Annotated in this window: 17 protein-coding genes and 1 rRNA gene; 1 reads left to right on the forward strand and 17 read right to left on the reverse strand. The window is 73.7% G+C overall.

Features of this window, described 5'->3' with window-relative positions:
- Positions 1-237 precede the first annotated feature (237 nt).
- The 15 genes from ACSMHG_RS18045 to ACSMHG_RS18115 form a co-directional block, all read right to left on the reverse strand.
- Positions 238-6153, reverse strand: a complete 5916-nt coding sequence (locus tag ACSMHG_RS18045) for a GH92 family glycosyl hydrolase (RefSeq protein WP_435747698.1) — start codon at positions 6151-6153, stop codon at positions 238-240.
- Between the two features lie 140 nt (positions 6154-6293).
- Positions 6294-6584, reverse strand: coding sequence for a GNAT family N-acetyltransferase (locus tag ACSMHG_RS18050; RefSeq protein WP_435747700.1), 291 nt, complete (start codon positions 6582-6584; stop codon positions 6294-6296).
- A 36-nt stretch (positions 6585-6620) separates the two neighbouring features.
- Positions 6621-7385 (reverse strand): TrkA C-terminal domain-containing protein, encoded by a 765-nt coding sequence (locus tag ACSMHG_RS18055; RefSeq protein WP_435747702.1) that lies wholly within the window; start codon positions 7383-7385, stop codon positions 6621-6623.
- Positions 7386-7461: 76 nt separating this feature from the next.
- Entirely contained in the window at positions 7462-10062 is a 2601-nt protein-coding gene (locus ACSMHG_RS18060; protein ID WP_435747704.1) for a DEAD/DEAH box helicase, read from the reverse strand.
- A 28-nt stretch (positions 10063-10090) separates the two neighbouring features.
- Positions 10091-11020, reverse strand: a complete 930-nt coding sequence (gene xerD, locus ACSMHG_RS18065; RefSeq protein ID WP_435747706.1) for a site-specific tyrosine recombinase XerD — start codon at positions 11018-11020, stop codon at positions 10091-10093.
- 47 nt (positions 11021-11067) lie between these two features.
- Positions 11068-12192: an alanine dehydrogenase gene (gene ald / locus ACSMHG_RS18070; protein WP_435747708.1), complete on the reverse strand. Its 1125-nt coding sequence runs from the start codon at positions 12190-12192 to the stop codon at positions 11068-11070.
- 85 nt (positions 12193-12277) lie between these two features.
- On the reverse strand, positions 12278-12925 hold the full coding sequence (locus tag ACSMHG_RS18075; protein ID WP_435747710.1) for an NUDIX domain-containing protein: 648 nt from the start codon (positions 12923-12925) through the stop codon (positions 12278-12280).
- A gap of 1 nt (position 12926) precedes the next feature.
- A complete protein-coding gene (gene pyrG / locus ACSMHG_RS18080) occupies positions 12927-14633 on the reverse strand; it encodes a CTP synthase (RefSeq protein ID WP_435747712.1) in 1707 nt (568 codons plus the stop codon).
- An 11-nt stretch (positions 14634-14644) separates the two neighbouring features.
- Positions 14645-15535 (reverse strand): copper transporter, encoded by an 891-nt coding sequence (locus ACSMHG_RS18085; RefSeq protein ID WP_435747714.1) that lies wholly within the window; start codon positions 15533-15535, stop codon positions 14645-14647.
- On the reverse strand, positions 15532-16728 hold the full coding sequence (gene steA, locus ACSMHG_RS18090) for a putative cytokinetic ring protein SteA (RefSeq protein WP_435747716.1): 1197 nt from the start codon (positions 16726-16728) through the stop codon (positions 15532-15534). Before steA ends, ACSMHG_RS18085 begins: the two co-directional genes overlap by 4 nt.
- Positions 16729-16841: 113 nt before the next feature.
- Complete coding sequence (recN, locus tag ACSMHG_RS18095) at positions 16842-18587, reverse strand: DNA repair protein RecN (protein ID WP_435747718.1); 1746 nt, start codon at positions 18585-18587, stop codon at positions 16842-16844.
- A 3-nt stretch (positions 18588-18590) separates the two neighbouring features.
- Complete coding sequence (locus ACSMHG_RS18100) at positions 18591-19568, reverse strand: NAD kinase (RefSeq protein WP_435747720.1); 978 nt, start codon at positions 19566-19568, stop codon at positions 18591-18593.
- Positions 19565-20404 carry a TlyA family RNA methyltransferase gene (locus ACSMHG_RS18105; protein WP_435747722.1) on the reverse strand — a complete coding sequence of 280 codons (840 nt, stop codon included), beginning with the start codon at positions 20402-20404 and terminating at the stop codon, positions 19565-19567. The genes ACSMHG_RS18100 and ACSMHG_RS18105 overlap by 4 nt, the downstream gene beginning before the upstream one ends.
- A gap of 8 nt (positions 20405-20412) precedes the next feature.
- A complete protein-coding gene (locus tag ACSMHG_RS18110) occupies positions 20413-20661 on the reverse strand; it encodes a hypothetical protein (protein WP_435747724.1) in 249 nt (82 codons plus the stop codon).
- A 10-nt stretch (positions 20662-20671) separates the two neighbouring features.
- Complete coding sequence (locus tag ACSMHG_RS18115; RefSeq protein WP_435747726.1) at positions 20672-21682, reverse strand: HAD-IIA family hydrolase; 1011 nt, start codon at positions 21680-21682, stop codon at positions 20672-20674.
- Between the two features lie 75 nt (positions 21683-21757).
- Here ACSMHG_RS18115 and ACSMHG_RS18120 point away from each other — a divergent pair, with 75 nt between their 5' ends.
- Entirely contained in the window at positions 21758-22882 is a 1125-nt protein-coding gene (locus tag ACSMHG_RS18120) for a DUF1015 family protein (RefSeq protein WP_435747728.1), read from the forward strand.
- Here the strand turns inward: ACSMHG_RS18120 and ACSMHG_RS18125 are convergent.
- Both ACSMHG_RS18125 and rrf read right to left on the reverse strand, forming a co-directional pair.
- Complete coding sequence (locus ACSMHG_RS18125) at positions 22857-23210, reverse strand: single-stranded DNA-binding protein (RefSeq protein WP_435747730.1); 354 nt, start codon at positions 23208-23210, stop codon at positions 22857-22859. The two genes, ACSMHG_RS18120 and ACSMHG_RS18125, sit on opposite strands and share 26 nt — an antisense overlap.
- 159 nt (positions 23211-23369) lie before the next feature.
- A 5S ribosomal RNA gene (rrf, locus tag ACSMHG_RS18130) occupies positions 23370-23486 on the reverse strand.
- Between the last annotated feature and the right edge of the window lie 9 nt (positions 23487-23495).

Genomic DNA, 23495 nt, shown 5'->3' on the forward strand with positions numbered 1-23495 from the left:
AGGCGTCGACCGCCTCCCGGGCGTAGGAGCCGACGGGCACCAGCCGCTCCTTGCCGCCCTTGCCGCGCAGGAGCACGGTGCCGGCGGTCTCCCCCTCGAGCGGCTCGGCTAGGTCGTCGACGTCGAGGGCAGGGGGGGGGGGGGGGGGGGGGGCGGGCGCGGCGGCGGGGCCGCCCCCCGCGCCCGCCCGCCGCCCCCGCGCCCGCGCCCCCCCCCCCCCCCCGCCTCGGCGTCCGGTCAGCGCCGGACGCGCACCTTCACCGGCTCCGAGGACGCCTTCCTGATCGACGCCGACCCGAGGTACCGCGCCTTGACCACGCGGGTGCCGGGACGGGCGAAGACCGGCAGCCGCACGGTGGCGCGGCCGTCGTCGGCCCGGTCCAGGCGTACGACGACCTTCCGGCCGCCGGCCCGCACGAGGACCCGACCGGTCGGGTCGACCGGGCTCCCGGGCAGGTCCACCACCACGCGCGCCCACAGGCGCGTGCGGTCAGCGACGACCCGGCCCGGGCGCAGCCGCAGCTGGACCGTGGGCCGGGCCTTGGCGACCCGGACGACGACCGACGACCGGGCGGGCTCCGTGTCCGCCGAGCCCGGCCACACCACCGTGACGACGTGCCGGCCCGCCTGGAGCCGGCGCGGCAGCCGGACCTCGAGCGCACCGTCGACGACGTCGGCGTCGCGCAGCCCGGTGCCGTCCAGGAGCACCCGGACGGTGCCGGAGACCGGGCCGGAGGCCGTACGGAGCAGGCCGGTCACGACCGACGCCGTGCCGTACGGGCGCGCTCGGGCCGTCAGCTCCACCTCGACCGACGGGTCCGCCGGCTCTTCCGGCTCCTCGGGCTCCTCGGGCTCCTCCGGCTCCTCGGGCTCCTCGGGCTCCTCCGGCTCCTCGGGCTCCTCGCCCGGACCCCCCGGACCCCCCGGACCGCCGGGACCGCCGGGTGCACCGGCCGTCGAGAAGGTGTGGCTCCACGACGTGGTGGCCCCCTCGGCGATCGGGGCCCGGCCCGCGGCGCGGGCACGGACGGTCACGGTGCCGCTGCCGGGGTAGGTCCCTGCTGCGACGACCGCGTCGTCGACGAGGTACTCCACACCGTCGACGGCGGGCACGACGTACCGGTCGGCTGCGGTGCCCGGCTGGTCGTCGAACACCACCGCTGCCGGGGTCACCGGAGCGGGGGCCGCAGAGCCCTCGAGCACGGTGATCCGGTCGAGCGCGATCGTCCCGGGGTCGAGCCGCAGGCTGACCGTCGGCTTCCACCCCTCGACCACCTCGGCGGCCGCGACGTAAGACGTCAGCGCGACGTTGTAGCGCCGCCAGGCACCGTCCTCCTCGATCCAGGAGCTGACCTCGCCGTGGTCGTGGACGAAGGCGACCCGGTCGTCCGGGTCGACGGTCAACGGCCCGTTGGCGCGACCGGTGGCGCGGCCCTGCCCGTCGAGGGCGAAGTCGTAGCCGGTGCTGCGGCGCGAGTGGTTGTACCAGTTCAGCAGCAGGTTCCGGTTGTCCGCCGAGGCCCCGAGGAAGAGGCTGTCCTCGCTGGCACCCGTGCCCGCGAAGGACTCCGGCTCCACGACGACCGCCCAGCTCTCACCGCCACCGACCGGGGGCACCAGGTGGCCCCAGGACCGCCGGTCCGCCGTGGCGCGCAGGACGCCTGCCCCGGCGTCCACGGCGAGCGAGGGCAGCGCCTCGCCGCTCCCGGCACGCGTCTCGTACTCCGCGAGCCGGTCGGAGCTGAAGTCGTCGTCCCAGACGACCTCACCGAAGGTGTCGGGGTCGAACTCGTCGACCTCGGGGCGCGCAGCGGCCTCGCTGGGCACGTCCGGCCCCGGGACCTCGACGCCCTCCTCGGTCACCCACTTCACGCCGTCGGCGTACTTGGTGATCGTGAACGAGTCGAGCCGCTCGCCGACGCCCGCGGGGGCCGCACCGCCCGCCTCGACGTAGGTGACGGTCGACTCGTAGCGCAGGGTGTCGCCGTCGACGGTGATCTCCTGGAACGACGAGGTGTCCTGCGCCCGCGTCACCGCGGTGGCGTTGTTGCGGGTCCACACGTTGTCGTCGTCGGGCGACATCCGGTACTGCTTCTGGCCCGCGTTGGCGACCACGTAGACCGGTCCGGTCGAGACGCCGGGGCGCTCGGTCGCGCTGCGGTCCAGGAAGCCGCGGCCGTAGGCGTGGTCGTGGCCCTGCAGCACCAGGTCGACGTCGCGGCGCTCGATCACGGGACCGACGTAACGGCGCCAGTCGTCCTCGTCGCGGAACGCCCCGCTGTCGGAGATGCCGTTGGAGAGCACCGGCTGGTGGGCCAGGACCACCGACCACCGGTGCGGGTTCTCGGCGAGCACCCGGTCCAGCCACGTGGCCTGCATGGTCATCCAGACGTGCCGCGCGGTGTCGCAGCTGTACGACGCAAGGCCCGGCGGCCGGGCGATCTCGCAGATGTTGTCCCGGTTGGCGTTGAGCACCACGAACCGCACGCCCTGGTGGTCGGAGTAGGTGACCGTGTCCTTGAGGACCGACGCGAGGTGCTCGCCGTAGGAGTCCGCGTACGTCCCGGCGTCCGAGGCGACCGGGCCGTTGTCGTCGGCCTCGAAGGTGTCGAGGTAGTGCTCCATCATCGGCTCCGGCCCGATCTCGTGGTTGCCCGGCGTCGCCAGCGACGTCGTGGCGCGGGCGTGGGAGCCGACGCCGGCGAACCAGTCGTCCCACTCCTCCTCGACCGTGGAGGTGTTGACCATGTCACCGGCGTACAGCGCCAGGTCGGCCTCCGGCGCGGCCTGCCAGGCGGCGCGGACCGTCTGCGGCCACACCGAGTCGATGCCCTCCTGGGCGTCGCCGAAGTAGAGGAAGGAGAACGGCGCGGCGGAGTCCTCGGCGGTGGTGAAGGTCGCCCAGTCGCTCCAGGCCTCCCCTGCGCCGACGCGGTACTCGTAGGTCGTGCCCGCCTCCAACCCGGACAGCCGTGCCGAGTGGCTGCGCGAGGGGTAGCCGTCGACCCTGCGCTGCGGCTTCTCCTCGGCGTCGACGGTGACCACCTCCGGCGCACCGGCGCGCCGCACCTCCACCCGGCCGTCGATCGGCAACGGGCTGCTGCTGCGCCAGGTCACGTACTGGGAGGTGGCCGGGTCCTCGGTGCTGGTGAGGATGATCCGGTCGGGTGCACCGGTGGGAGCGTCGGGGTCGACGTACGGCTCCTCGGAGGTGGCGACGTCGAAGACGTGCATGATCCCCCGGTCGGTGCCCGTGGGCAGGCGGACGGCGTCGACGGTCTTGCTCGTGTCCAGCGCCGCGGGCGCGGTGGCGAACACCTTGAAGGTGCCGGTGCCGCGCGAGCCGTTGGCGTTGGTCCGGCCGGGGACCGTGATCAGTGCGGTGTTGCCGTTGCCGCTGCCGGTCCAGTCGTTCAGGACCACCGGGACCTCTTGGGTGCTGCCGTCGGTGTACTCGACCACCGCCGTGCCGCTGGCCGGGCCGTTGGTGGCCAGCCCGAGGAAGGAGAGGCTGCCGGCCGGGGTGTCGTCCAGGTCCAGACGCTGGCCGTGCGGGATCCAGTTGTCCGGCTCCCCGGGCTCGGTGCTGGGCCAGGTGAACGTGATGCCGGTGTCGCCGAAGGGGACCTGCTGCCCGGGGGCTGCGCCCGCGGCCGCCAGGTCCTCTCGCGCGAACGCCCAGTCCGAGAGGTCCATCGACCCCATGGACGCCGCCCCGTTCGGCGCGGTGCCCACGTTGTTGCGGGCGTCGGCGCCCTCGCCGTAGGACGGCGGGACGTCCTCGGCTCCGGTGCCCCAGGTGCCAGGAGCGGCGGACATCGTGAAGTCGAGGGTGCCGCCGGTGCGGGCGAAGTCCTCGCCCACCCACGACGCGGTCTGCTCAACCCCGTCGACCGCGAGCCCGGTCGTGTAGCGGGCACCGGAGGAGACGCCGGGGGCGTTGATCTCGTAGACCCGGTCGGAGCCGAGGCTGGTGAGCGTCACGCGGTCGAACATCGGCGCGGTGACCAGCAGGTTGGCGGTGCCGTGGATCACCGGCGCGATGCCGATGTTGGCGAAGACGTACCAGGCGCTGAGCGCACCCTCGTCGTCGTTGCCCGGCAGCCCCGAGGGGGTCGTGTCGTACAGCTCGGTCACCGCCCGGTGCAGCACGTCGGTGGCCTTGTGCGGCGCCTGGAGCCAGTGGTAGACCCACGGTGTGGTGAGCGCCGCCTCGTTGGACAGGTAGTTCCCGGTCTGCGTGTACGCACCGGCGTCGAGCTGCTCCATGAGGACGTCCAGGGCCCGCATCGAGGCCTGTCGGCCGCCGCGGCGCTCGACCAGCTCACCGATGTTGTGCGGCACCATCCAGCCGTACTGGTAGCCGGTGGACTGGTTGAACTGCCCGCCGCCGGTTCCGTCGCGCCCGCGCAGGTCGAAGCCGCGGTCGAACCCGTTGCGCGAGCGTGGGCGGATGTGCTGGGTCTGCGGGTCGAAGACGTTGAGCCAGTTCTGGGCCCGGACCATCATCGCGTCGGACGCCGCGTCGTCACCGAGCCGCTCGGCGAGCTGGGCGATGGCGAAGTCGTCGACGGCGTACTCGAGCACCCGGGAGGTGGCGAAGTCGCCCTTGGCGTTCTCGATCATCCCGGTGGCGAAGTACTGGAAGCCGTTGGACCGCGTGGACCCCGTGCCGGGCAGCCGCTGGGTGGCCAGCATCGAGTCGAGCGCGGCCTGCCGGTCGTAGTCGGTCGCCCCGAAGGCGTCGAGCGTGGACAGGATCACCTGGTAGTTGTCGCCCGACATCCGAGCGGCTCCCGGCGACCACCGCCCCGTCTGCTCGGTGAGGGCCACGATGGAGCGGTTGATGTCGTTCGCGACGTCGGGGAACAGCATGGCGATCAGCTGCGCCTGACTGCGGTACATGTCCCAGCCCTGGCCCGCGAAGTTGATCCGGCGGAAGAAGTCGTGGCCGTCCTCCACCCGGTGGACCTGGCCGTCGTGGCCGAGGTAGCTGCCGTCGACGTCCTGGCCGATGGTCGGCTGGAGCAGCGCGTGGTAGAGGGCCGTGTACAGCTTGACCCGCTCCTCCTCGGTGCCCCCGTCGACGTCGACGGTCCCGAGCGCCTCCTCCCAGGTGTCCCGCGCGTCCGCGCGCACGTCCTCGAAGGAGGCCGTACCCGTCTCGGCCGCGGCGTTCGCGGCCGCAGCGTCGACGCTGACGTAGCTGAACCCGGTCTTCGCCGAGACCACCGCGTCGTCGGCGAAGGTCACCCATCCGCCGGTCTGGTGGCGCTGGTCGGAGCCGGTGCCCCCGGCGACCGACGCCTCGGTCGAGCCGGCGGTCATGGTCGAGCCGGTCCAGGTGCCGTAGGAGGCGAAGTCCTGGTCGTAGGTGGTCGAGAAGTAGGCGCGGTAGTGGTTTCCGTTGTCGCAGACGTCGGCGCCGTACATGCTCCCGCTCACCGTGCGGGTCCCCGGGTCGATGTCCAGCTCGACCTCGAAGGTCCGGTTGTTGGCCCCCGACGCGTCGAGGACGAGCGTGGACCCGTCGGCCTGGGAGAAGTCGAACCGGCTCACCGCGGTCCGCCGGGCCGCGGTCAGCTCGGTGGTGACGCCGTCGGCCGTGGTGACGGCGTAGTAGCCGGGCTGCGAGACCTCGTCGTCGTGGCTGAAGTCGGTGAAGTACGAGCGGTGCTGCCCGTCCACCGCCGGGTTCCGCGGCAGCGTGCCGTCACCGGCGAGCTGGCCGGCGTAGGGGATCGTCGGGAACTCGTAGCCGCCGAACCGGCCGTGGCAACCGGTGCCGGAGTACCGCGTCATGCCGAAGCCACGGATCTGGTTCGCGGTGTACTCGTACCCGCCCTTCTCACGGACCAGGTCGTTGGTCTCCCCCACCTTGTAGGTCGTGGGGCTCGGCTGGACCATCCCGAACGGCAGGGCGGCGCCGGGGTAGGTGTTGCCGTACGCGTCGTTGCTCTTGTTCTGCGTCGTGTCGAGCTCGGTGCCGATGAACTGGTCCACGGCGTCGAACGGCGCGAGGTCGCTGCCGGCGGGCGCCGCCGTGGCCGCCACCGGCAGCCCCGTCAGCAACCCGGCGAGCAGCCCGAGGCCCGAGGCCAGCACGGTGCCGCGACGACCCGGTCGGCGGGTGACCGCTCCGGATGGGGGCATGGGACTTCCTTCCTGAGGGAGACGTGACGACGGCGCCGCCCCTGGGGGACGACGCCGTGCGAGAACGTTTCAATCAGAGGTGTCCTTAACCCCGCCGGCGGCCGACCGCTGCGTGAACGTCGGCCGACCTGGCCCCTGCGTCAGGCGACGAGGTCCTGGTAGTCGGGGTGCTTCGCGATCCACTCGCGGATAAAGGAGCACTGCGGCACGACCGACCGCCCGCCCTGCTCGCGGACGTCGTCGAGCGCGCCCCGAGCCAGCGCGGACCCGACCCCCTGGCCCTCGAAGGAGGGGTCGACCTCGGTGTGGGTGAAGACGATCCGCTCGTCGTCGGCCTCGTAGGCGGCGAAGCCGGCGAGGTCGCCGTCGACGTAGGCCGCGTAGCGCTGCTGCTCGGGCTCGTGCCGGGTCTCGGGGGTGGAGGCGCTCATGTCCTCACCGTACGTCGCACCCGGGTGGCGGCCCGGTCACCGACCGTCCGTGGCCGGCTCCTCCGGCGGCGTCGAGGCGTGCCAGGCGCGGAACCGCTCGCTGGCGGCGTCCCCCTCCTCCCCCGCCAGCCGGGCGGCGAGGTCGTCGAGCATCGGCCGGCGTCCGTAGAGGAGGACCACGTCGCCGACCTGCAGGTGGAGGTCGCCCGAGGGAGCACCGAGCCAGGTCCCGCCGCGGCGCTCCACCCCGAGGACGGTGACCCCCTCCTCGGGCAGCCGGAGGTCGTCGACCGGCCTTGAGGCCAGCCAGCCGCCCTCGTTCACCGGCACCTGGACCACGCCCCAGTGGCCGCGGACGTGCAGCAGGGCGGCGTAGTCGCGGACCTCCAGGTCGGTGACGCGGCGCAGGACGCGCTCGATGACCCGGCGGAGGGCACGGTCGACCGGGCCGCTCTTGGCCAGCCAGACCAGGGCCACCAGGGCGACCACGATCACCGCCGCGCGGCGGAGGCCGCCGGTCGTGGAGGACACGCCCGTGAAGCTGAGCACCAGCGTGCCCAGCACCGAGAGCGCTCCGGCACCGCTGAGCAGCATCAGGGCCATCACGATGCGCCGACGGGTGGGGTGCCCGACGACCGACTCGGCCTCGGACGTGGTGAACCCGGTGCCGGTCAGCGCGGACCGGGCCTGGAACCGTGCGTGCTCCAGCGACATGCCGGTGAGCGTGAAGGCGACCGTCGCCACCCGGGTGATCAGCAGGCCCAGCACGATCACCACGATCAGCGAGACGACCGCGAGCATGCCCCTCACCTCCCCGTGCCGCCTGACCTCGTCATCCGGGAGGTACCCGGCGCCCGGGCCCCTCAGCCGACCGCGCTCAACCGCACAGTCGGTGGAACGCGCGGGTCTGCAGGACCAGCTCGCCCGCCTCGTCGGAGGCGTCGAGGTCGACGACCGCGTCGACCACCCAGTCGTGGTGGCCCTCGGGGTCGTGCAGCGTCTGCCGCACCTCGAGCAGCCGCGCCGAGGAGTCCTCGCCCGGCACGACGCGGAGCAGGTCGGGTCCCCGGGCGTCGGCGTCGGTCAGCACCGTGTCGTGCTCCTCGTAGTAGCGCTCGATCGCCTCGTCCCAGGCCGACCGGGTCATCACCACCTCCGCCGGCGGGTCGGTGCGGTCCGCGTCGGCGCGCTCCATCGCCATCAGCCCGTCCAGGTCGTCGCGGGCCACCAGCTCCACCCGCCGCCACATGGCGTTGCGGATCATCACGCCGAAGGCCCGCTCCTGGCGGGAGATGGGCCGCGGCGGTGGCGGCGGCGCCTCGTCGGCGACCAGCGCGCGGACGTGGTCGGGGTCGGCGAGCGCCTCCCACTCGTCGAGGAGCGAGGAGTCGGTCTGGCGCACCGTCTCCCCCAGCCACTCGACGAGGTCCTCCAGGCCGGGGGTCCGGTGCTGGTCGGGCACGGTGTGGCGCAGCGTGCGGTAGGCGTCGGTGAGGTAGCGCAGGACCAGGCCCTCGGAGCGAGCCAGCTGGTAGCGGGACACCACGTCGGTGAAGGTCATCCCCTGCTCGTACATCTCCCGCACGACGGACTTCGGCGAGAGCGCGTCCTCGGGGAGCCACGGATGGGTCTGCCGGTAGAGCTCGTAGGTCGCCTCGAGCAGCTCCCGGAGCGGCTGCGGCCAGGTGATCTCCTCCAGCAACGCCATCCGCTCGTCGTACTCGAGCCCGTCGGCCTTCATCTGGGCCACGGCCTCACCGCGGGCGGCGTGCTGCTGGGCGAAGAGGATCTGGCGCGGCGCCTCCAGCACGGCCTCGATGACGGAGACGATGTCGAGCGTGTGCTCCTCCGGGCCGCCGGGCGGCTCGGGGTCGAGGGTGTCCAGGGCCGCAAGGGCGAAGTGGGCCAGCGGCTGGTTGAGGGCGAAGTCCGGCGGCAGGTCGACGGTCACGACGTAGCGCCGCCCGTGCTCGTCGGGCTCGTCGAGCCGCGTCAGCACGCCCGAGCGCAGCAGGCTCCGCGCCAGGCGCAGCGCACGCCGGCTCAGCCGCAGCTGGCTGCGCCGGTCCTCGTGGTTGTCCTGCAGCAGCCGCCGCAGGACGGGGAACGCGTCCTCCTCGCGCGCGAGGACGTTGATGATCATCGCGTTGTCGACCTTCATCCGGCTGACCAGCGGCTCCGGGGTGCCGGCCACCAGCTTGTCGAAGGTCTCCTGGGTCCACACCACCGTGCCCTCCGGTGGCTTCTTCAGCTGCGCCTTGGACTTGCGCTTGGCGCGCTTCTCCTCGCTCATCGCGGCGTTCTTCGCCTCGGCCTTGGCCTTGGCCCGCTCGTTCTCGATGGTGTGCTCGGGAGCCTGGACGACGACGTAGCCGGCCGTGTCGAAGCCCGCCCGGCCGGCGCGCCCGGCGATCTGGAGGAACTCCCGCGACCGCAGGATCCGCTGCCGGCTCCCGTCGAACTTGGCCAGGCCGGTGAAGAGGACCGTCCGGATCGGGACGTTGATGCCCACGCCGAGGGTGTCGGTGCCGCAGATGACCGTGAGCAGCCCGGCCTGGGCCAGCTGCTCGACCAGGCGGCGGTAGCGCGGGAGCATCCCGGCGTGGTGGACGCCGATGCCTCGCTTCAGCAGCTTGGCCAGCGTCTTGCCGAAGCCCGCGCCGAAGCGGAACCCCACGAGCCGCTCGGCCAACGCCTCCTTGCGCTCGGCGTCGACGTCGAGCTTCTTGGCCGCCAGCAGCGACGTGGCGTGCTCGACCGCCGCCGCCTGGGTGAAGTGCACGACGTAGACCGGCGCCTGCCTGGTCGCGACCAGCTCCTCGAGGGTCTCGGCGAGGGGGTCCAGCGACCAGCTGAAGTGCAGGGGGACCGGGCGCTCGGCCTGGTCGACCACCGCCGTCTCCCGGCCGTTGCGCCGGGTGAGGTCGGCGGCGAGCTCGCTGACGTCGCCCAGGGTCGCCGACATGAGGAGGAACTGGGCCTGCGGGAGCTCCAGGAGCGGCACCTGCCAGGCCCAGCCGCGGTCCGGCTCGGCGTAGAAGTGGAACTCGTCCATGACCACGAGCCCGACGTCGGCACGGGCGCCCTCGCGCAAGGCGATGTTCGCCAGCACCTCGGCGGTGCAGCAGATGATCGGCGCGTCGGGGTTGACCGCCGCGTCGCCGGTCAGCATGCCGACGTCGTCGGCGCCGAACACCTCGCAGAGCGCGAAGAACTTCTCGCTCACCAGCGCCTTGATCGGCGCGGTGTAGAAGCTGACCCGGTCGGTCGCGAGCGCCGCGGCGTGGGCACCCAGCGCCACCAGCGACTTCCCCGACCCCGTCGGCGTCGCGAGCACCACGTTGCTGCCTCCGAGCAGCTCGATGACCGCCTCGTCCTGGTGCGGGTACATCGTCAGGCCCTGCGCCTCGACCCAGGTCGTGAGGGCGTCGTAGACCTCGTCGGGGTCGTCGGTGGTGGGAACCTCGAGCCGCGTCATCAGGGAGCCAGCCTCACACGTCGCGCCGTCACTCCCGGGCGCGGGGGTGGGCCGTGGCGAAGACCTCGCGGAGGTTGTCGACGGTGACCAGGGTGTAGACCTGCGTCGTCGTGACCGATGCGTGGCCCAGCAGCTCCTGCACCACACGCACGTCGGCGCCGCCGTCGAGCAGGTGCGTGGCGAAGGAGTGGCGCAGGGTGTGCGGGGAGACGTCCCTGGTCACGCCAGCCCGGTCCGCCGCTCGCACGAGCACCGCCCACGCCGACTGCCGGGAGAGCCGGCCGCCGCGCGCGTTGAGGAAGAGCGCCGGGGTGCCGCGTCCGGCCGCGACCAGCTCGGGGCGGCCCCGGACGAGGTAGGCGTCGACCGCCTCCCGGGCGTAGGAGCCGACGGGCACCAGCCGCTCCTTGCCGCCCTTGCCGCGCAGGAGCACGGTGCCGGCGGTCTCCCCCTCGAGCGGCTCGGCGAGGTCGTCGACGTCGAGGCCGACCGCCTCGGAGATCCGGGCGCCGGTGCCGTAGAGCACCTCGAGGAGCGCCCGGTCGCGGAGCGCCAGGGTGGTCCCCGGAGCTCCGGCTGCCTCGAGGATCGCCTCGACGTCGGAGAGCGGGAGGGCCTTGGGCAGGCGCTTCGACGCCGCCGGAGGCTTGACCGCACTGGCCGGGTCGACCTCGGCCAGCCCGTCCGCCACGGCGAAGCGGTGGAAGCCGCGCACCGCCACCACCGTGCGCGCCGCGGAGGTGGAGCTGAGCGGCGGGTGCGCCGGGTCGCCCTCGCGCAGCCGGACCAGGAAGCCGGAGACGGTCGCCTCGGAGACCTGGTCGAGCTCGGTGATGCCTGCCTCGGCCAGGTGCTCGACGTAGCGCCGCAGGTCCCGGCGGTAGGACGACAGCGTGTTGGTGGCGAGCCCACGCTCGACAGCGAGGTGGTCCAGGTAGGTCCGGACCGCCCGCGCCACCGCCCCGCCGACCTGCCCTGGGTCGGCGCGCTGCTCCGCCCCGGCGCTCAGCCGAGGACCTCGTCGAGGGAGACGGTGTCGATGCCCACGGCCTGCCCGACCGGCGCGTTGGTGAGCCGGCCGTCGTGGGTGTTCAACCCCAGCGCCAACGACCGGTCCTCCCGCAACGCCCGCTCCCACCCCTTCTCCGCCAACGCCACCGCATACGGCAACGTCGCGTTCGTCAACGCATACGTCGACGTGCTCGGCACCGCACCCGGCATGTTCGCCACGCAGTAGAACGTCGACCCGTGCACCTGGTACGTCGGATCCGCATGCGTCGTGGCCCGCGTGTCCTCGAAGCACCCACCCTGGTCCACCGCGATGTCCACCAACACCGACCCCGGCTTCATCCGCGACACCAGCTCGTTGCTCACCAGCTTCGGCGCCGCCGCACCCGGGATCAACACCGCACCGACCACCAGGTCCGCCTCCATCACCTGCTGCTCGATCGCCAACCTGCTCGACGCCAACCCGTGCACCCGGTTGCCGTACCGCCAAAACGACATCCGCAGCTTGTCCAGGTCCGTGTCCAACAACGTCACGTCCGCACCCATCCCCAGCGCGATGTTCGCCGCGTTCTGACCCGCCACGCCGGCACCGATGACCACGACCTTGGCGTTCGCCACCCCGCCCACGCCACCCATCAGCACACCCCGACCACCCTGGGCCTTGAGCAGCGAGTGCGCGCCCACCTGCGGCGCCAGGCACCCCGCGACCTCCGACATCGGGTACAGCAACGGCAGACCACCCGAGGGCAGCTGCACCGTCTCGTAGGCGATCGCGGTGACCTTGCGCTCGATGAGCTCCTGGGTCAGCGGCTTGTCCGCCGCCAGGTGCAGGTACGTGAAGAGCGTCAACCCCTCCCGCATCCGGCCGTACTCCTCCGCGACCGGCTCCTTCACCTTCAACACCAGGTCCACCCCACCGGCGGTGCCCCACGCCTCCTCCGCCGAGCCCACGACCCGCGCCCCCGCGCCGACGTACTCCTCATCAGGGATCGCCGAACCCACCCCCGCACCAGCCTCGACCACCACCTCATGACCGTGCGAGACCAGCTCGTGCACCCCGACCGGCGTGATCGCCACCCGGTACTCGTGGTTCTTGACTTCCTTGGGGACACCGACCTTCACGTGCGCGACTCCCTGTCTGCAGCGGAACGGCCGCCACGACGTTGTGACGACGCCGCGACACTACCGCTCGGCGGTGTCGCAGGAGTCAGCTCCCGGGGACGCCGACCAGCCCTCGTGCGCCGGCGAGCAGGACCGCCTGGACCAGCGGCCCGTCGGCCACGCGGCCCGCCAGCACCGCCGCACGCAGCTCGGCGTACGGCGCCCAGAAGGCCTCCATGTCGGCCTCCTCGTGCTCGAGTCGGAAGTCGCCGCGGTCGGCGTGCCGCAGGCCCTGCGCGAGGTAGAGGTGCATGACCTCCGCGGAGATGCCCGGCGAGGACCACGTCGTCGCGAGGTGGGTCCACTCGTCGGCCTCGAGCTCGGCCTCCTCGCGCAGCTCTCGACGCGCCACGTCGAGCGGCTCCTCGTCCGGCCCCCCTTCGCCGTCGCAGAGCCCCGCGGGGAGCTCGACGAAGCGGCGGCCGGCGGCGTGGCGGTACTGCGAGAGGCAGAACACCCGCTCCTCCTCGTCGACCGCGAGCACCACGACGGCGCCGGGGTGCTCGAGCACGATCCGTGGGAACGGCTCGTCGCCCTGGCTGCCGGGACGGCTCACCCGGTCGGCCCGGAGGGAGACCACCCAGTCACCGTCGTAGAGGCGCTCGCTCCCGGCGACCGGCCAGCGCTCCTCCCGGTCGCACAGGCGGTCCGGCTGCTCGCGCGGGTGCTCGCCGGGCCGGTCCGGGGCGACCACGTCAGTCGACCTGGACCGCGGTCTCGTCACGGGCCACACCGCGCGACCCGGTGTCCTCGATGGGGAACCGCAGCTCGTTCTGCCGCTCGATCGCCGCGCCCACGAGACCGGCGAAGAGCGGGTGCGGCCGGGTCGGCCGCGAGCGGAGCTCGGGGTGGGCCTGGGTGGCGACGTAGTAGGGGTGCACGTCCCGCGGCAGCTCCGCGAACTCGACCAGGTCCAGCTCGGGGTTCGTGCCCGAGAAGACCAGGCCCGCGTCGCTCAGCTGCTGGCGGTAGGCGTTGTTCACCTCGTAGCGGTGGCGGTGCCGCTCCTCGATGACCGGAGCCCCGTAGACCTCGCGGACGATGGAGCCGTCCTGCAGCTGCGCCGGGTAGAGGCCCAGGCGCATCGTGCCGCCCAGGTCGCCACTGCCCTCGACGTACTCCTTCTGCTCGGCCATCGTGGCGATGACCGGCTCGGCCGTCCCCGGGTCGAACTCCGTCGAGTCCGCCTTCTCGAGGCCGGCGACGTTGCGGGCGTACTCGATCACCATGCACTGCAGGCCCAGGCAGAGCCCCAGGGTCGGGATCCGGTTGGTCCGGGCGTAGGTGAGGGCACCGACCTTGCCCTCGAGGCCGCGGATCCCGAAGCCGCCGGGCACGCAGATCGCGTCCACGTCGCTGAGGTGGCGGGTCTGGCCGGCCGCGGACTGGCACTCGTCGGAGGGCACCCAGCGCAGGTGCACCTTCGCCTCGTGGGCGAAGCCGCCGGCCCGGAGCGCCTCCGCCACCGACAGGTAGGCGTCGGGGAGGTCGACGTACTTGCCGACGAGGGCGACCGTGACCTCCTCCTTCGGGTGGTGGACCCGGCGGAGCAGGTCGTCCCACATCGACCAGTCGACGTCGCGGAAGGGCAGGTCGAGCCGGCGCACCAGGTAGGCGTCGAGGCCCTCGCGGTGCAGCACCTTGGGGATGTCGTAGATCGACGGGGCGTCGGCGGCGGTCACGACCGCCTCGTCGTCGACGTCGCACATCAGCGCGATCTTGCGCTTGATGCTCTCGGGCAGCTCCCGGTCGGCGCGGCAGACGATCGCGTCCGGCTGGATGCCGACCTGGCGCAGCGCGGCCACCGAGTGCTGGGTCGGCTTGGTCTTCAGCTCCCCGGAGGGGCCGATGTAGGGCACCAGGGAGACGTGGATGAAGAAGCAGTTGTCGCGGCCGACGTCGTGGCGGACCTGGCGGGCCGCCTCGAGGAACGGCAACGACTCGATGTCGCCGACCGTGCCGCCGACCTCGGTGATCACCACGTCGACGTCCTCGCCACCCATGGCGCGGATCCGGTCCTTGATCTCGTTGGTGATGTGCGGGATCACCTGGACGGTGTCACCGAGGTAGTCGCCGCGCCGCTCCTTGGCGATGACGCTGGAGTACACCTGGCCGGTGGTGACGTTGGCGATCTGGTTGAGGTCGGTGTCGAGGAAGCGCTCGTAGTGACCGATGTCGAGGTCCGTCTCCGCCCCGTCGTTGGTCACGAATACCTCGCCGTGCTGGAACGGGTTCATCGTCCCCGGATCGACGTTGAGGTACGGGTCGAGCTTCTGCATCGTCACGCGCAGTCCGCGGGAGCGGAGCAGCCGACCGAGGCTGGAGGCCGTCAGTCCCTTGCCCAGCGAGGAGGCGACGCCTCCGGTCACGAACACGTGCTTGGTGGGCGTCGGGTTCTTCACGGGACTCCATGCTATCCCAGGGGTACGGCTCCGTCGGCGCCCGTGGTGCCGAAGTCGCCGCCCTCGCCTGCCAGGCGCCGCAGGAGCGCCAGGACGGTGGTCACCTGGCCGAGGGTGGTGTCGGCCCCGTCGACGGTCGTGACCAGGTCCGCGACGGGCTCCTGACGCAGCCCTTCGAGGGTGCCGCCGCTCCGGCCGTGGTCGGTGTCGCCCACGAGGACCACACCGGCCGCCGTCTCCGCCAGGCCGGTCAGCAGCCCCTCGAGGACGGCCCGCTCCTCGGGCGTGTCGCCGCCGTCGCCGAGCACCACCACGACGGCAGGGGCCCGCGGGACCTCCCGCTCCGGCGACACGACGAGGTCGGCTCCGGCCAGGCTCTGCCGCACGGCCAGCGCGTCGTCCCCGGCCGGGTCCGCCGCCTGACCGGTGGTCGCCGCGGCGACGCCGAGGAGCTGGCCCATCCGGACGTACGTCGGCCCGTCGGCCTCGACGACACCCACGCCGAGCTCGTCGGCCAGCTGCCGGCCGAGCGAGTCGACGAGGGACTTCTCCGCGGGCGCCGTCAGGGCCGGCTGCACGTCGTACCGCCCGGCGAGGGAGCCCTCGGCGACCTCCACCTGCTCACCGACACCCGCGACGACGGCGTCGTCGGCGCCGGGCAGGGCGACCACCGCGACGGGTCGGTCGGCGAGCCGGCCGTCGTAGAGCCGGCCGGCGGCGGCCGCGGCGAAGGCGTCGCCGTACCCGGCGGCGTCGCGCGCCTCCTTGACGACCGCGCGCGCCGGTGCGACCTCCCCGCCGCGGCGCGGCTCGCCGAGCGGCCCTCCCCCGAGCGCGACCCCGACGGCGAGGGCGAGGAAGACGGCGACGAGCGAGACGATGTGGTGGCGGTAGGTGATCACGGGAGGAGTCCTCGCAGGGTCTGGTCGAGCTGCTGGCTGAGCTGGTCGGCCCACTCCTGCCCGACGGGCGTCACACCGACGGCGGCACCGAGGGCCACCAGCCCGGCGAGCATCACGGTGAGCAGGTGGTGGGGGCGCACCCGTCCGGAGTAGAGGTACGGGACGGCCGCCGCGTCGATGAGCCGCTCACCCAGGCGCAGGCGGGTCAGGTAGGTGCTGGCGAGGCCGGAGCGCTGGCGGTCGAGGAACTCCTCGAGGGTCGCGTGCAGGCCGACGCCGATGACCAGGGCGGCGCCTCCTGCGCCGGCGAGGAGCAGCGCGACGTCCTCGGCCGTGACGTCGGTGCGGACCACGAGCGGACGGACGCCCAGGCGGTCGAGCGTCTGGAGGGCCCCGTCGCCGTCGGTGCCCCGAGGCGCGCGGACGACGACGTCACGGGCCCCACGGAGCACCGCCGCGGCGGGCAGGTCGCGCGGCTCGGCGGCGTCGACGACCACGATGTCGGGCCGACGGCGCCGGGTGGCGACGGTGTCCGCAGCGCGGCCGACGGCGACCACGACCGGCTGCTGCTCGCGCAGGTAGACCCTCATGGTCCGCAGCTCGGCCTCGTGGTCGTGGCCGTGCACCACCACGACCGCCGTCCGCCCGGCGAGCGGTGTCTCGGTGGCGGGCAGGGCGTCGCCGTGGAGCAGCAGCTCCTCCTCCCGCCGGAGCAGCTCGGCGCCGTTGTGCAGGAAGGTCTCCAGCTGCGCGGTCATCCCACGGCGTGCCTCGACGAGGTCGCGCTCGAGCACCGCCCGGTCGACCGGCCGGCCGAGCCCGACCACCCGGTCGCCGACGTGCAGCCGACCGTCCGCGATGCGCACGTGCTCGCCGTCGCGCAGGGTCGCCAGGAGGCCGGGACCGGTGCTGTCGACCATGGGCACCCCGGCCCGCTCGAGCACCTCCGGTCCGAGGTTGGGGTAGCGGCCCGAGACCAACGGCGAGGCGTTGACGACCGCGGCGACCCCCACCTCGACGAGCCGGTGGGCGGTGCTCCGGTCCAGTGCCGGATGGTCGAGGACGGCGATGTCGCCGGGGCGCAGGCGAGGAAGCAGCGCCTCGGCCCGCCGCTCGACGCGCGCGGTCCCGGAGAGTCCGGGCTGGGCGGCGTGGGCGCGCACTCGGGCGGCGCCAGGGGTGCGGGATCTCATGGCCGATCCATGGTCACAGGTGGCGCTCGACGGCCGGCGGACCACGCGCCGGCGGGCGCGTCGCGTGGCCGGCGTCACGTACCGGACGGGCGGGAGACGGACCCGCCCCGGCGTCAGGCCAGGGCGCGCGCGGGTTGGGCGACCTCGAGCAGCTCCCGCGCGTGGGCCAGCGCGGTGTCGCTCTCGGTCAGCCCGGCGAGCATCCGGGACAGCTCGCGCTCCCGGGCCTCCTCGTCGAGCACGGTCAGCCCGGAGCTGGTGACACTGCCGTCGCTGGACTTCTCGACGACGACGTGGCGGTCGGCGTACGCCGCCACCTGCGGCAGGTGCGTGACCACGAGCACCTGCGCCGACCTGGCGAGCCGCGCGAGCCGGCGCCCGATCTCGACCGCCGCCGTGCCGCCGACGCCGGCGTCGACCTCGTCGAAGACGAACGTCGGCACGGGGCTGGTCCCGGCGAGCGCGACCTCGAGCGCCAGCATCACCCGGGAGAGCTCGCCGCCGGAGGCGCCCTTGTGGAGCGGCCGCGGGTCGGCCCCGGTGTTCGCGGCGAGCAGGATCTCCACCTCGTCGACCCCCGAGGAGCCGAACCGCAGGTGCCGCTCGCCCACGGCCAGGGGCACGGGCGCACCGGTCGGGTCCAGCTCGGTCTGGCGCACCTCGACGACCACCCGTGCATGGGGCATCGCCAGCCCGCCGAGCTCTGTCGTGACCTGCTCCGCCAGGCGACCGGCCGCCTCCGTGCGCGCCGCCGAGAGCTCGGAGGCCAGTCCCCCGAGCTCGGCGCGGAGCCGCTCCTGCTCGGCGCGCAGCTCGCCGATCCGCTCGTCGGTGCCCTCGAGCTCCAGCAGGCGCGCCGCGGACGCCTGCGACCAGGCCAGCACCTCGTCCACGGTGTCGCCGTACTTCCGGGTGAGCGCGGTGAGCGCGGCCCGGCGCTCCGAGACCGCCGCGAGCCGCGCGGGATCGGTCTCGATCCGGGCGGCGTAGGAGGCAACGTCGGCGGCGACGTCGGAGAGCAGGTAGGTGATCTCGGCCAGCCGGTCGGCCAGCTCACCGGCCTCGTCGTCGTGGACCCGTACGCCGTCGAGCGCGGCGCGCGCCGCCGAGACGGTCGCGAGCGCGTCGGGCGAGCCCTGCTCGCTCGAGAGCGCCTCCCGCGCCTGCTCCGCAGCGGTGCGCAGCGTGTCGGAGAAACCCAGACGGGTCTCCTCCGCCGCCAACGACGCGTCCTCTCCGGGCTCGGGCGAGACCTGCTCGATCTCGTCGAGCCCGAACCGGAGGAGGTCCGCCTCGCGCGCACGGTCCCGCGCCGTCCGGACGACGTCCTCGAGCTCCCGCTCGGTCGCCGTCAGGGCGCGGTGCACCTCGCGGTACCGCTCGAGCAGCGCGGCCAGCGGCGCACCGCCGAACCGGTCGAGGGCCTCGCGCTGGGCGCGGGCCCGCAGGAGCCGGTGCTGGTCGGACTGCCCGTGGACCGCGACGAGCGGCTCGGCGACGGTGGCGAGGGCCGAGACGGGCACAGAGGCGCCTCCGACATAGGCGCGGGAGCGCCCCTCGGCGGCGACGTTGCGGGCGAGGACGACCTGACCGTCCTCGACCTCTCCGCCGACCTCCTCGACCGCGGTCTCGAACGCGGGCAGCGCTGCGGTGTCGACGACCCCCTCGACCCGGGCGCTGCGCGCGCCCGAGCGGACCACGCCGCTGTCCGCGCGGCCGCCGAGCAGCAAGCCGAGGGCGGTCACGATCATGGTCTTGCCGGCACCCGTCTCGCCCGTGATGACCGTCAGCCCGGGGCCGAGCTCGAGGGTCGAGGAGTCGATGACCCCGAGCTGGGCGATCCGGATCTCCTGCAGCACGCCTCAGCCCTCCCGACGCCGGCGCTCGGCGTTGCCCCGCCAGCCCTCGACCGGCAGGCCGAACTTGGCCACCAGGCGGTCGGTGAACGGCGAGTCGTGCAGGCGCACCAGGCGCACCGGGTGCTCGCCGCGCCGGACCTCGATCCGGGCGCCGGGCGGCAGGTCGACGGTGCGCCGGCCGTCGCACCACAGCACGCCGGCGCCCTCGGTGCGGGCGAGGACCTCGACCGCCAGCCGGGACGTCGGCGCGACCACGAGGGGCCGGGCGAAGAGCGCGTGCGCGCTGATCGGCACCATGAGCAGGGCCTCGACCCCCGGCCACACCACGGGTCCACCCGCACTGAAGTTGTACGCCGTGGAGCCGGTCGGCGTCGCGCAGACCACGCCGTCGCAGCCCCAGCGCGACAACGGCCGCCCGTCGACCTCGACGACGACCTCCAGCATCCGCTGGCGCGCGGCCTTCTCGACACTGGCCTCGTTGACCGCGAAGGTGCTCGCGACCAGCTCACCGTCGCGGTAGACGCCGACGTCCAGCGTCATCCGGTCTTCGGCGGTGTAGCGCCGGTGGACGACCGCGTCGATGGTCGACTGCACGTCGTCGACCTCGGCCTCGGCGAGGAAGCCGACATGGCCGAGGTTGACCCCGAGCACCGGCGTGCGACTGCGGTGGGTGATCTCGGCGGCGCGGAGGATCGTCCCGTCGCCACCGATGACGACGGCGAGCTCGCAGTCCTCCGCCGCACCCTCCTCGGCGACGGCCACCTCGATCGGCGGCGAGTACGCCGCCGGGTCGACGCCGAGGTCGGTGGCCTCGGCCGCGAGCAGCCGCACCACGATGCCGCTGGCCGTCAGCGCTCGGCAGAAGGCCAGCGCAACCTCCCGCGCCTCCTCGCGGCCGGTGTGGGCCAGCATGAGCACGCGGCGGGTCGGCTGGTCGGACCGCTGGCCGGGCAGCTGGGTCGTCGGCTGGCTCGCGCTCACTCCGTCACCTTCTCACCCGCCGCCGACGACGGCGGACCGGCGGTCACGACCCTGTGGACGTCGTCGGCCGTGACGCTCGCCGCCCCGCGGCGCAGCCACAGGAAGAACTCGACGTTGCCCGAGGGCCCGGGCAGCGGACTGACCGTCACCGCCCGGGCGCCCCAGCCCCGACGGGCCGCTGCGCCGGCGACGGAGAGGACCGCCTCGGCGCGCAGCTCCGGCTCCCGGACGACGCCTCCCTTGCCCACCCGGTCCTTCCCCACCTCGAACTGCGGCTTGACCATCAGGGCGAGGTCGCCGTCGGTGGCGGTCACGCCGAGGAGGGCGTCGAGCACCAGCTCGAGCGAGATGAAGGAGAGGTCACCCACCACCACTTCGACCGGCCCGCCGATCAGCTCGGCCGTCAGCTCGCGCACGTTGGTCCGGTCGTGCACGGCGACCCGCTCGTCCTGCTGCAACCGCCACGCCAGCTGCCCGTAGCCCACGTCGACCGCCACCACCTCGGCCGCCCCGCGGCGCAGGAGGACGTCGGTGAAGCCGCCCGTCGACGCCCCTGCGTCCAGGCACCGGCGGCCGGCGACCGAGAGCCCCAGCGGCGCGAAGGCCTCGAGCGCACCAGCCAGCTTGTGGCCGCCGCGCGACACGTAGTCGGGGCGGTCGGGGTCCTGGGCGACGACGATCGCGACGTCCGTGGTGACGCCGGTCGCCGCCTTGGTGGCCCGGGCACCCTGGACCGTGACCCGGCCTTCGGCGATCAGGCCGCTGGCGTGCTCGCGCGAGCGGGCCAGCCCTCGGCGGACCAGCTCGGCGTCCAGGCGGAGTCGGCGCGGCGGCACGGCGCCGGTCAGGCCCGGTCGCCGGGCGGCGGTCCGGCGGGCGCGGTGCGAGCAGGCGCATCGGGGACGGGTGCGTCGGGGTCCGCGTCGAGGGCGCGGCGGAGCTCGTCGTGCGCGACCTCGAAGGCGCCCACGTGCTCCTCCAGCGGCCGGTCCTCGAGCTGCTCGACCGCCTCGAGGACGCGGTCGACCCGGGCCACGCCGGTCCGGACGGGAGTGACCGCCTCACGGGGGGTGGCTTCGACCGGTTCCTCCATGGGGCCGAGGCTACCGTCCGGTCCCGGCGTCCGGTGGCCGCAGGCCGGTGACGTCGGCGGCCCGGCCGCACCGGTCCAGGTGCCGCCAGGCCGCAGCGGCCACCGCCCGCCACCAGTCGTCGACCTGGCCACCGCCGCGCACCTCGACCCGCCCGGAGACCACCTCGGCCGACCAGCCGCCGACCTCCGCACGCTCGGTGTCCACGGCGACCGACGGGTGGACCTCCGCGAGACCCGCGAGGTCCGCGGAGAGGTACGTCGGCCGCTGCTCGGGGAGCGCTGCGGCCAGCTCGCTGGCGCCGGTGACACCGGTGAGCACCAGCAGGGAGTCGATCCCCGCGCGGTGGGCACCCTCGATGTCGGTGTCCAGCCGGTCGCCGACCATCAGCGGGCGGGCCCCGCCCACCCGGCGGACCGTCTCGTCGAGGAGCGGTCGCTGCGGCTTGCCCGCCACGACCGGGTCGACCCCGGTGAAGCGCTGGATCGTCTCGACCAGGACGCCGTGACCGGGTGCGACCCCGAACGGCGTCGGGATGCTCAGGTCGGTGTTGGAGGCGACCCACCACAGGCCGTCGCGGACCCGGACCGCCGCACGCATCACGTCGCGCCACAGCACGTCGGGGCCGTAGCCGGTCACCAGTGCCTGGGCCTCGTCAGCCACCCCGACGGGCACCAGGCCCTCGGCCCGGAGCGCGGCCTCGAGGCCCTCGGCACCCAGGAGCACGACCGGCGCCCCGCGCCCGACCCGCTCGGCGGTCACCCGTGCGGCCGCCTGCGCAGAGGTCACCACGTCCTCGGGCTCGGCGCGGACGCCCAGCCGGGAGAGGTGGCCGGCAACCGTCGCCGGCGTTCGCGAGGCATTGTTGGTGATGAACGCCAGGCGCATCCCCGCGGCGCGCACGCGCTCGAGGTGCCGAGGAGCGCCCGGCACGGCCTCTCCCCCGATGTAGACCACGCCGTCCAGGTCGAGCATGGCCAGGTCGTAGGCCTCCGCGAGGACGTTCCCCGAGCTTCCCAGCACTGCTTCTCCTCGGCACGTCAGGGATCGCGTCGCCATGGTGGCGGCGCCATTTCGGACGCACCCTACGATGCGATGATGGAGGTCAGCGCCGTGGTCACCCCACCCCACGTCGCACGACCACTGCGTCTCGAGCCCTTTCACGGCCTCACGCTCGCCGCCCGGCGCGTCGGCGACCCGGCGTCGGCGCGGGTCTTCGCGCGGCCCTACCGGGCCGCCTCCAAGCGGCTCGACCAGTGGGAGCACCGGGGGCAGCTCACCCGGGACGAGGTGCCTGCCCTCTACCTCCACGAGTACACCTCCGGCGGGATCACCATCCGAGGCGTGGTGGGAGCACTGGACGTGTCGCGGAGGGCCTCCGCACCGGAGCAGCGCGCGGTCTTCCCGCACGAGGGCATCCACACCGCCCAGGCCGACGAGCTCGCCCACCGGATGGCTGCCATGCAGCTGAACCCGGCGCCGATCCTCCTGGTCCACCGCGGCCGAGCGGAGAGCCGCGCTCTCCTGCGCGAGATCCGCAAGGGCCGGGCCGACCACCGCTTCACCGACCGAGCCGGCCAGCAGCACCGGATCTGGGCGATCCGGGATCCGGTCCGCATCGACGAGCTGATGGCTGCGGTCCACGACGCCCGGGCTCTCATCGCCGACGGCCACCACCGGTACGGCGCCTACCTGCGGATGCAGCGCCGGGATCCCGGCACCGCCGCCGACCGGGGCCTCGCCATGCTCGTGGACCAGGACGACACGCCACTCTTCCTCGGCGCCATCCACCGCACCCTCGCCGGAAGCACCGTCGAGGAGGTTCGGCTCGCAGCCGAAGCGGCCGGTGCACGGTTCGAGGAGCACGCTCGACAGCGCGCGGTCGACTCGCTGTCGCCCGACACGATCGTCGTGACCGACGGAGCCCGCTGGGCCAGCCTGCGGCTGGCCCTCGCACCCGACCGGCTCGCGGTGGAGTCGTTGCACGAGGACCTGGTGCCCGCGCTCCCCCGGGCACCTCGCCGGATCGGCCACCACCACTCCGCCGAGGGCGCCCTGGACCACGCCAGCCCCGGCTCCGGTGTCGCGCTGCTGCTGCCGGCACCCGACGTCGACACCGTCCTGGGCATCGTCGCCTCCGACCGCCTGCTCCCGGAGAAGGCCACCTCGTTCCAGCCCAAGCCCAGCGTCGGCGCGCTCATCCGGTCGCTGCGCGCTGGATGACCCGCGCGGAGCGGACCTCGATCTCGACCCGCGACGCCGCGCCGCCCCCGCTCCGGAAGAACCGTCTGCGCATGGCGCCGTCCACGGCCACCACGTCGCCGGGGCGCCAGCCGATGAGCGAGCGTCTGGGACGTGCCGCCCAGGCAGCGCAGTCCAGCGTGTCGACCGACTGGCGCGAGCGGCGGCTCTCCGGCGCCCGTTCCACCACGAGTCGGGCCGTCACCACGACGTCCCCGCTCGGGAGCACCTTCTCCGCGGCCTCGGCCGCCACCCGACCGACCAGCCGCACCTCGTTCACGTGCGCGCACTCCGCCGCACCAGCACCCATGTGCCTCACCTCCGCCGGCGAGCATGCGCCGGCCGCCGCCGTCGAGCACCGTCGCTCGACCACGCGGTGGAGAACCGGGTCCGAAGGTGCCATGTGCAGAGAAGCCGGCCGAAATGACAACAGGGCCACTCCCGAAGGAGTGGCCCTGTTGGAAAAGTTGTCCGGCGGCGTCCTACTCTCCCACAACCTCGCGGTTGCAGTACCATCGGCGCTGAAAGGCTTAACTTCCGGGTTCGGGATGGGACCGGGTGTTTCCCTTTCGCTATGGCCGCCGTAACTCTTGTG

The sequence above is a fragment of the Nocardioides ureilyticus genome (assembly GCF_051280745.1).
Lineage (GTDB): Bacteria > Actinomycetota > Actinomycetes > Propionibacteriales > Nocardioidaceae > Nocardioides.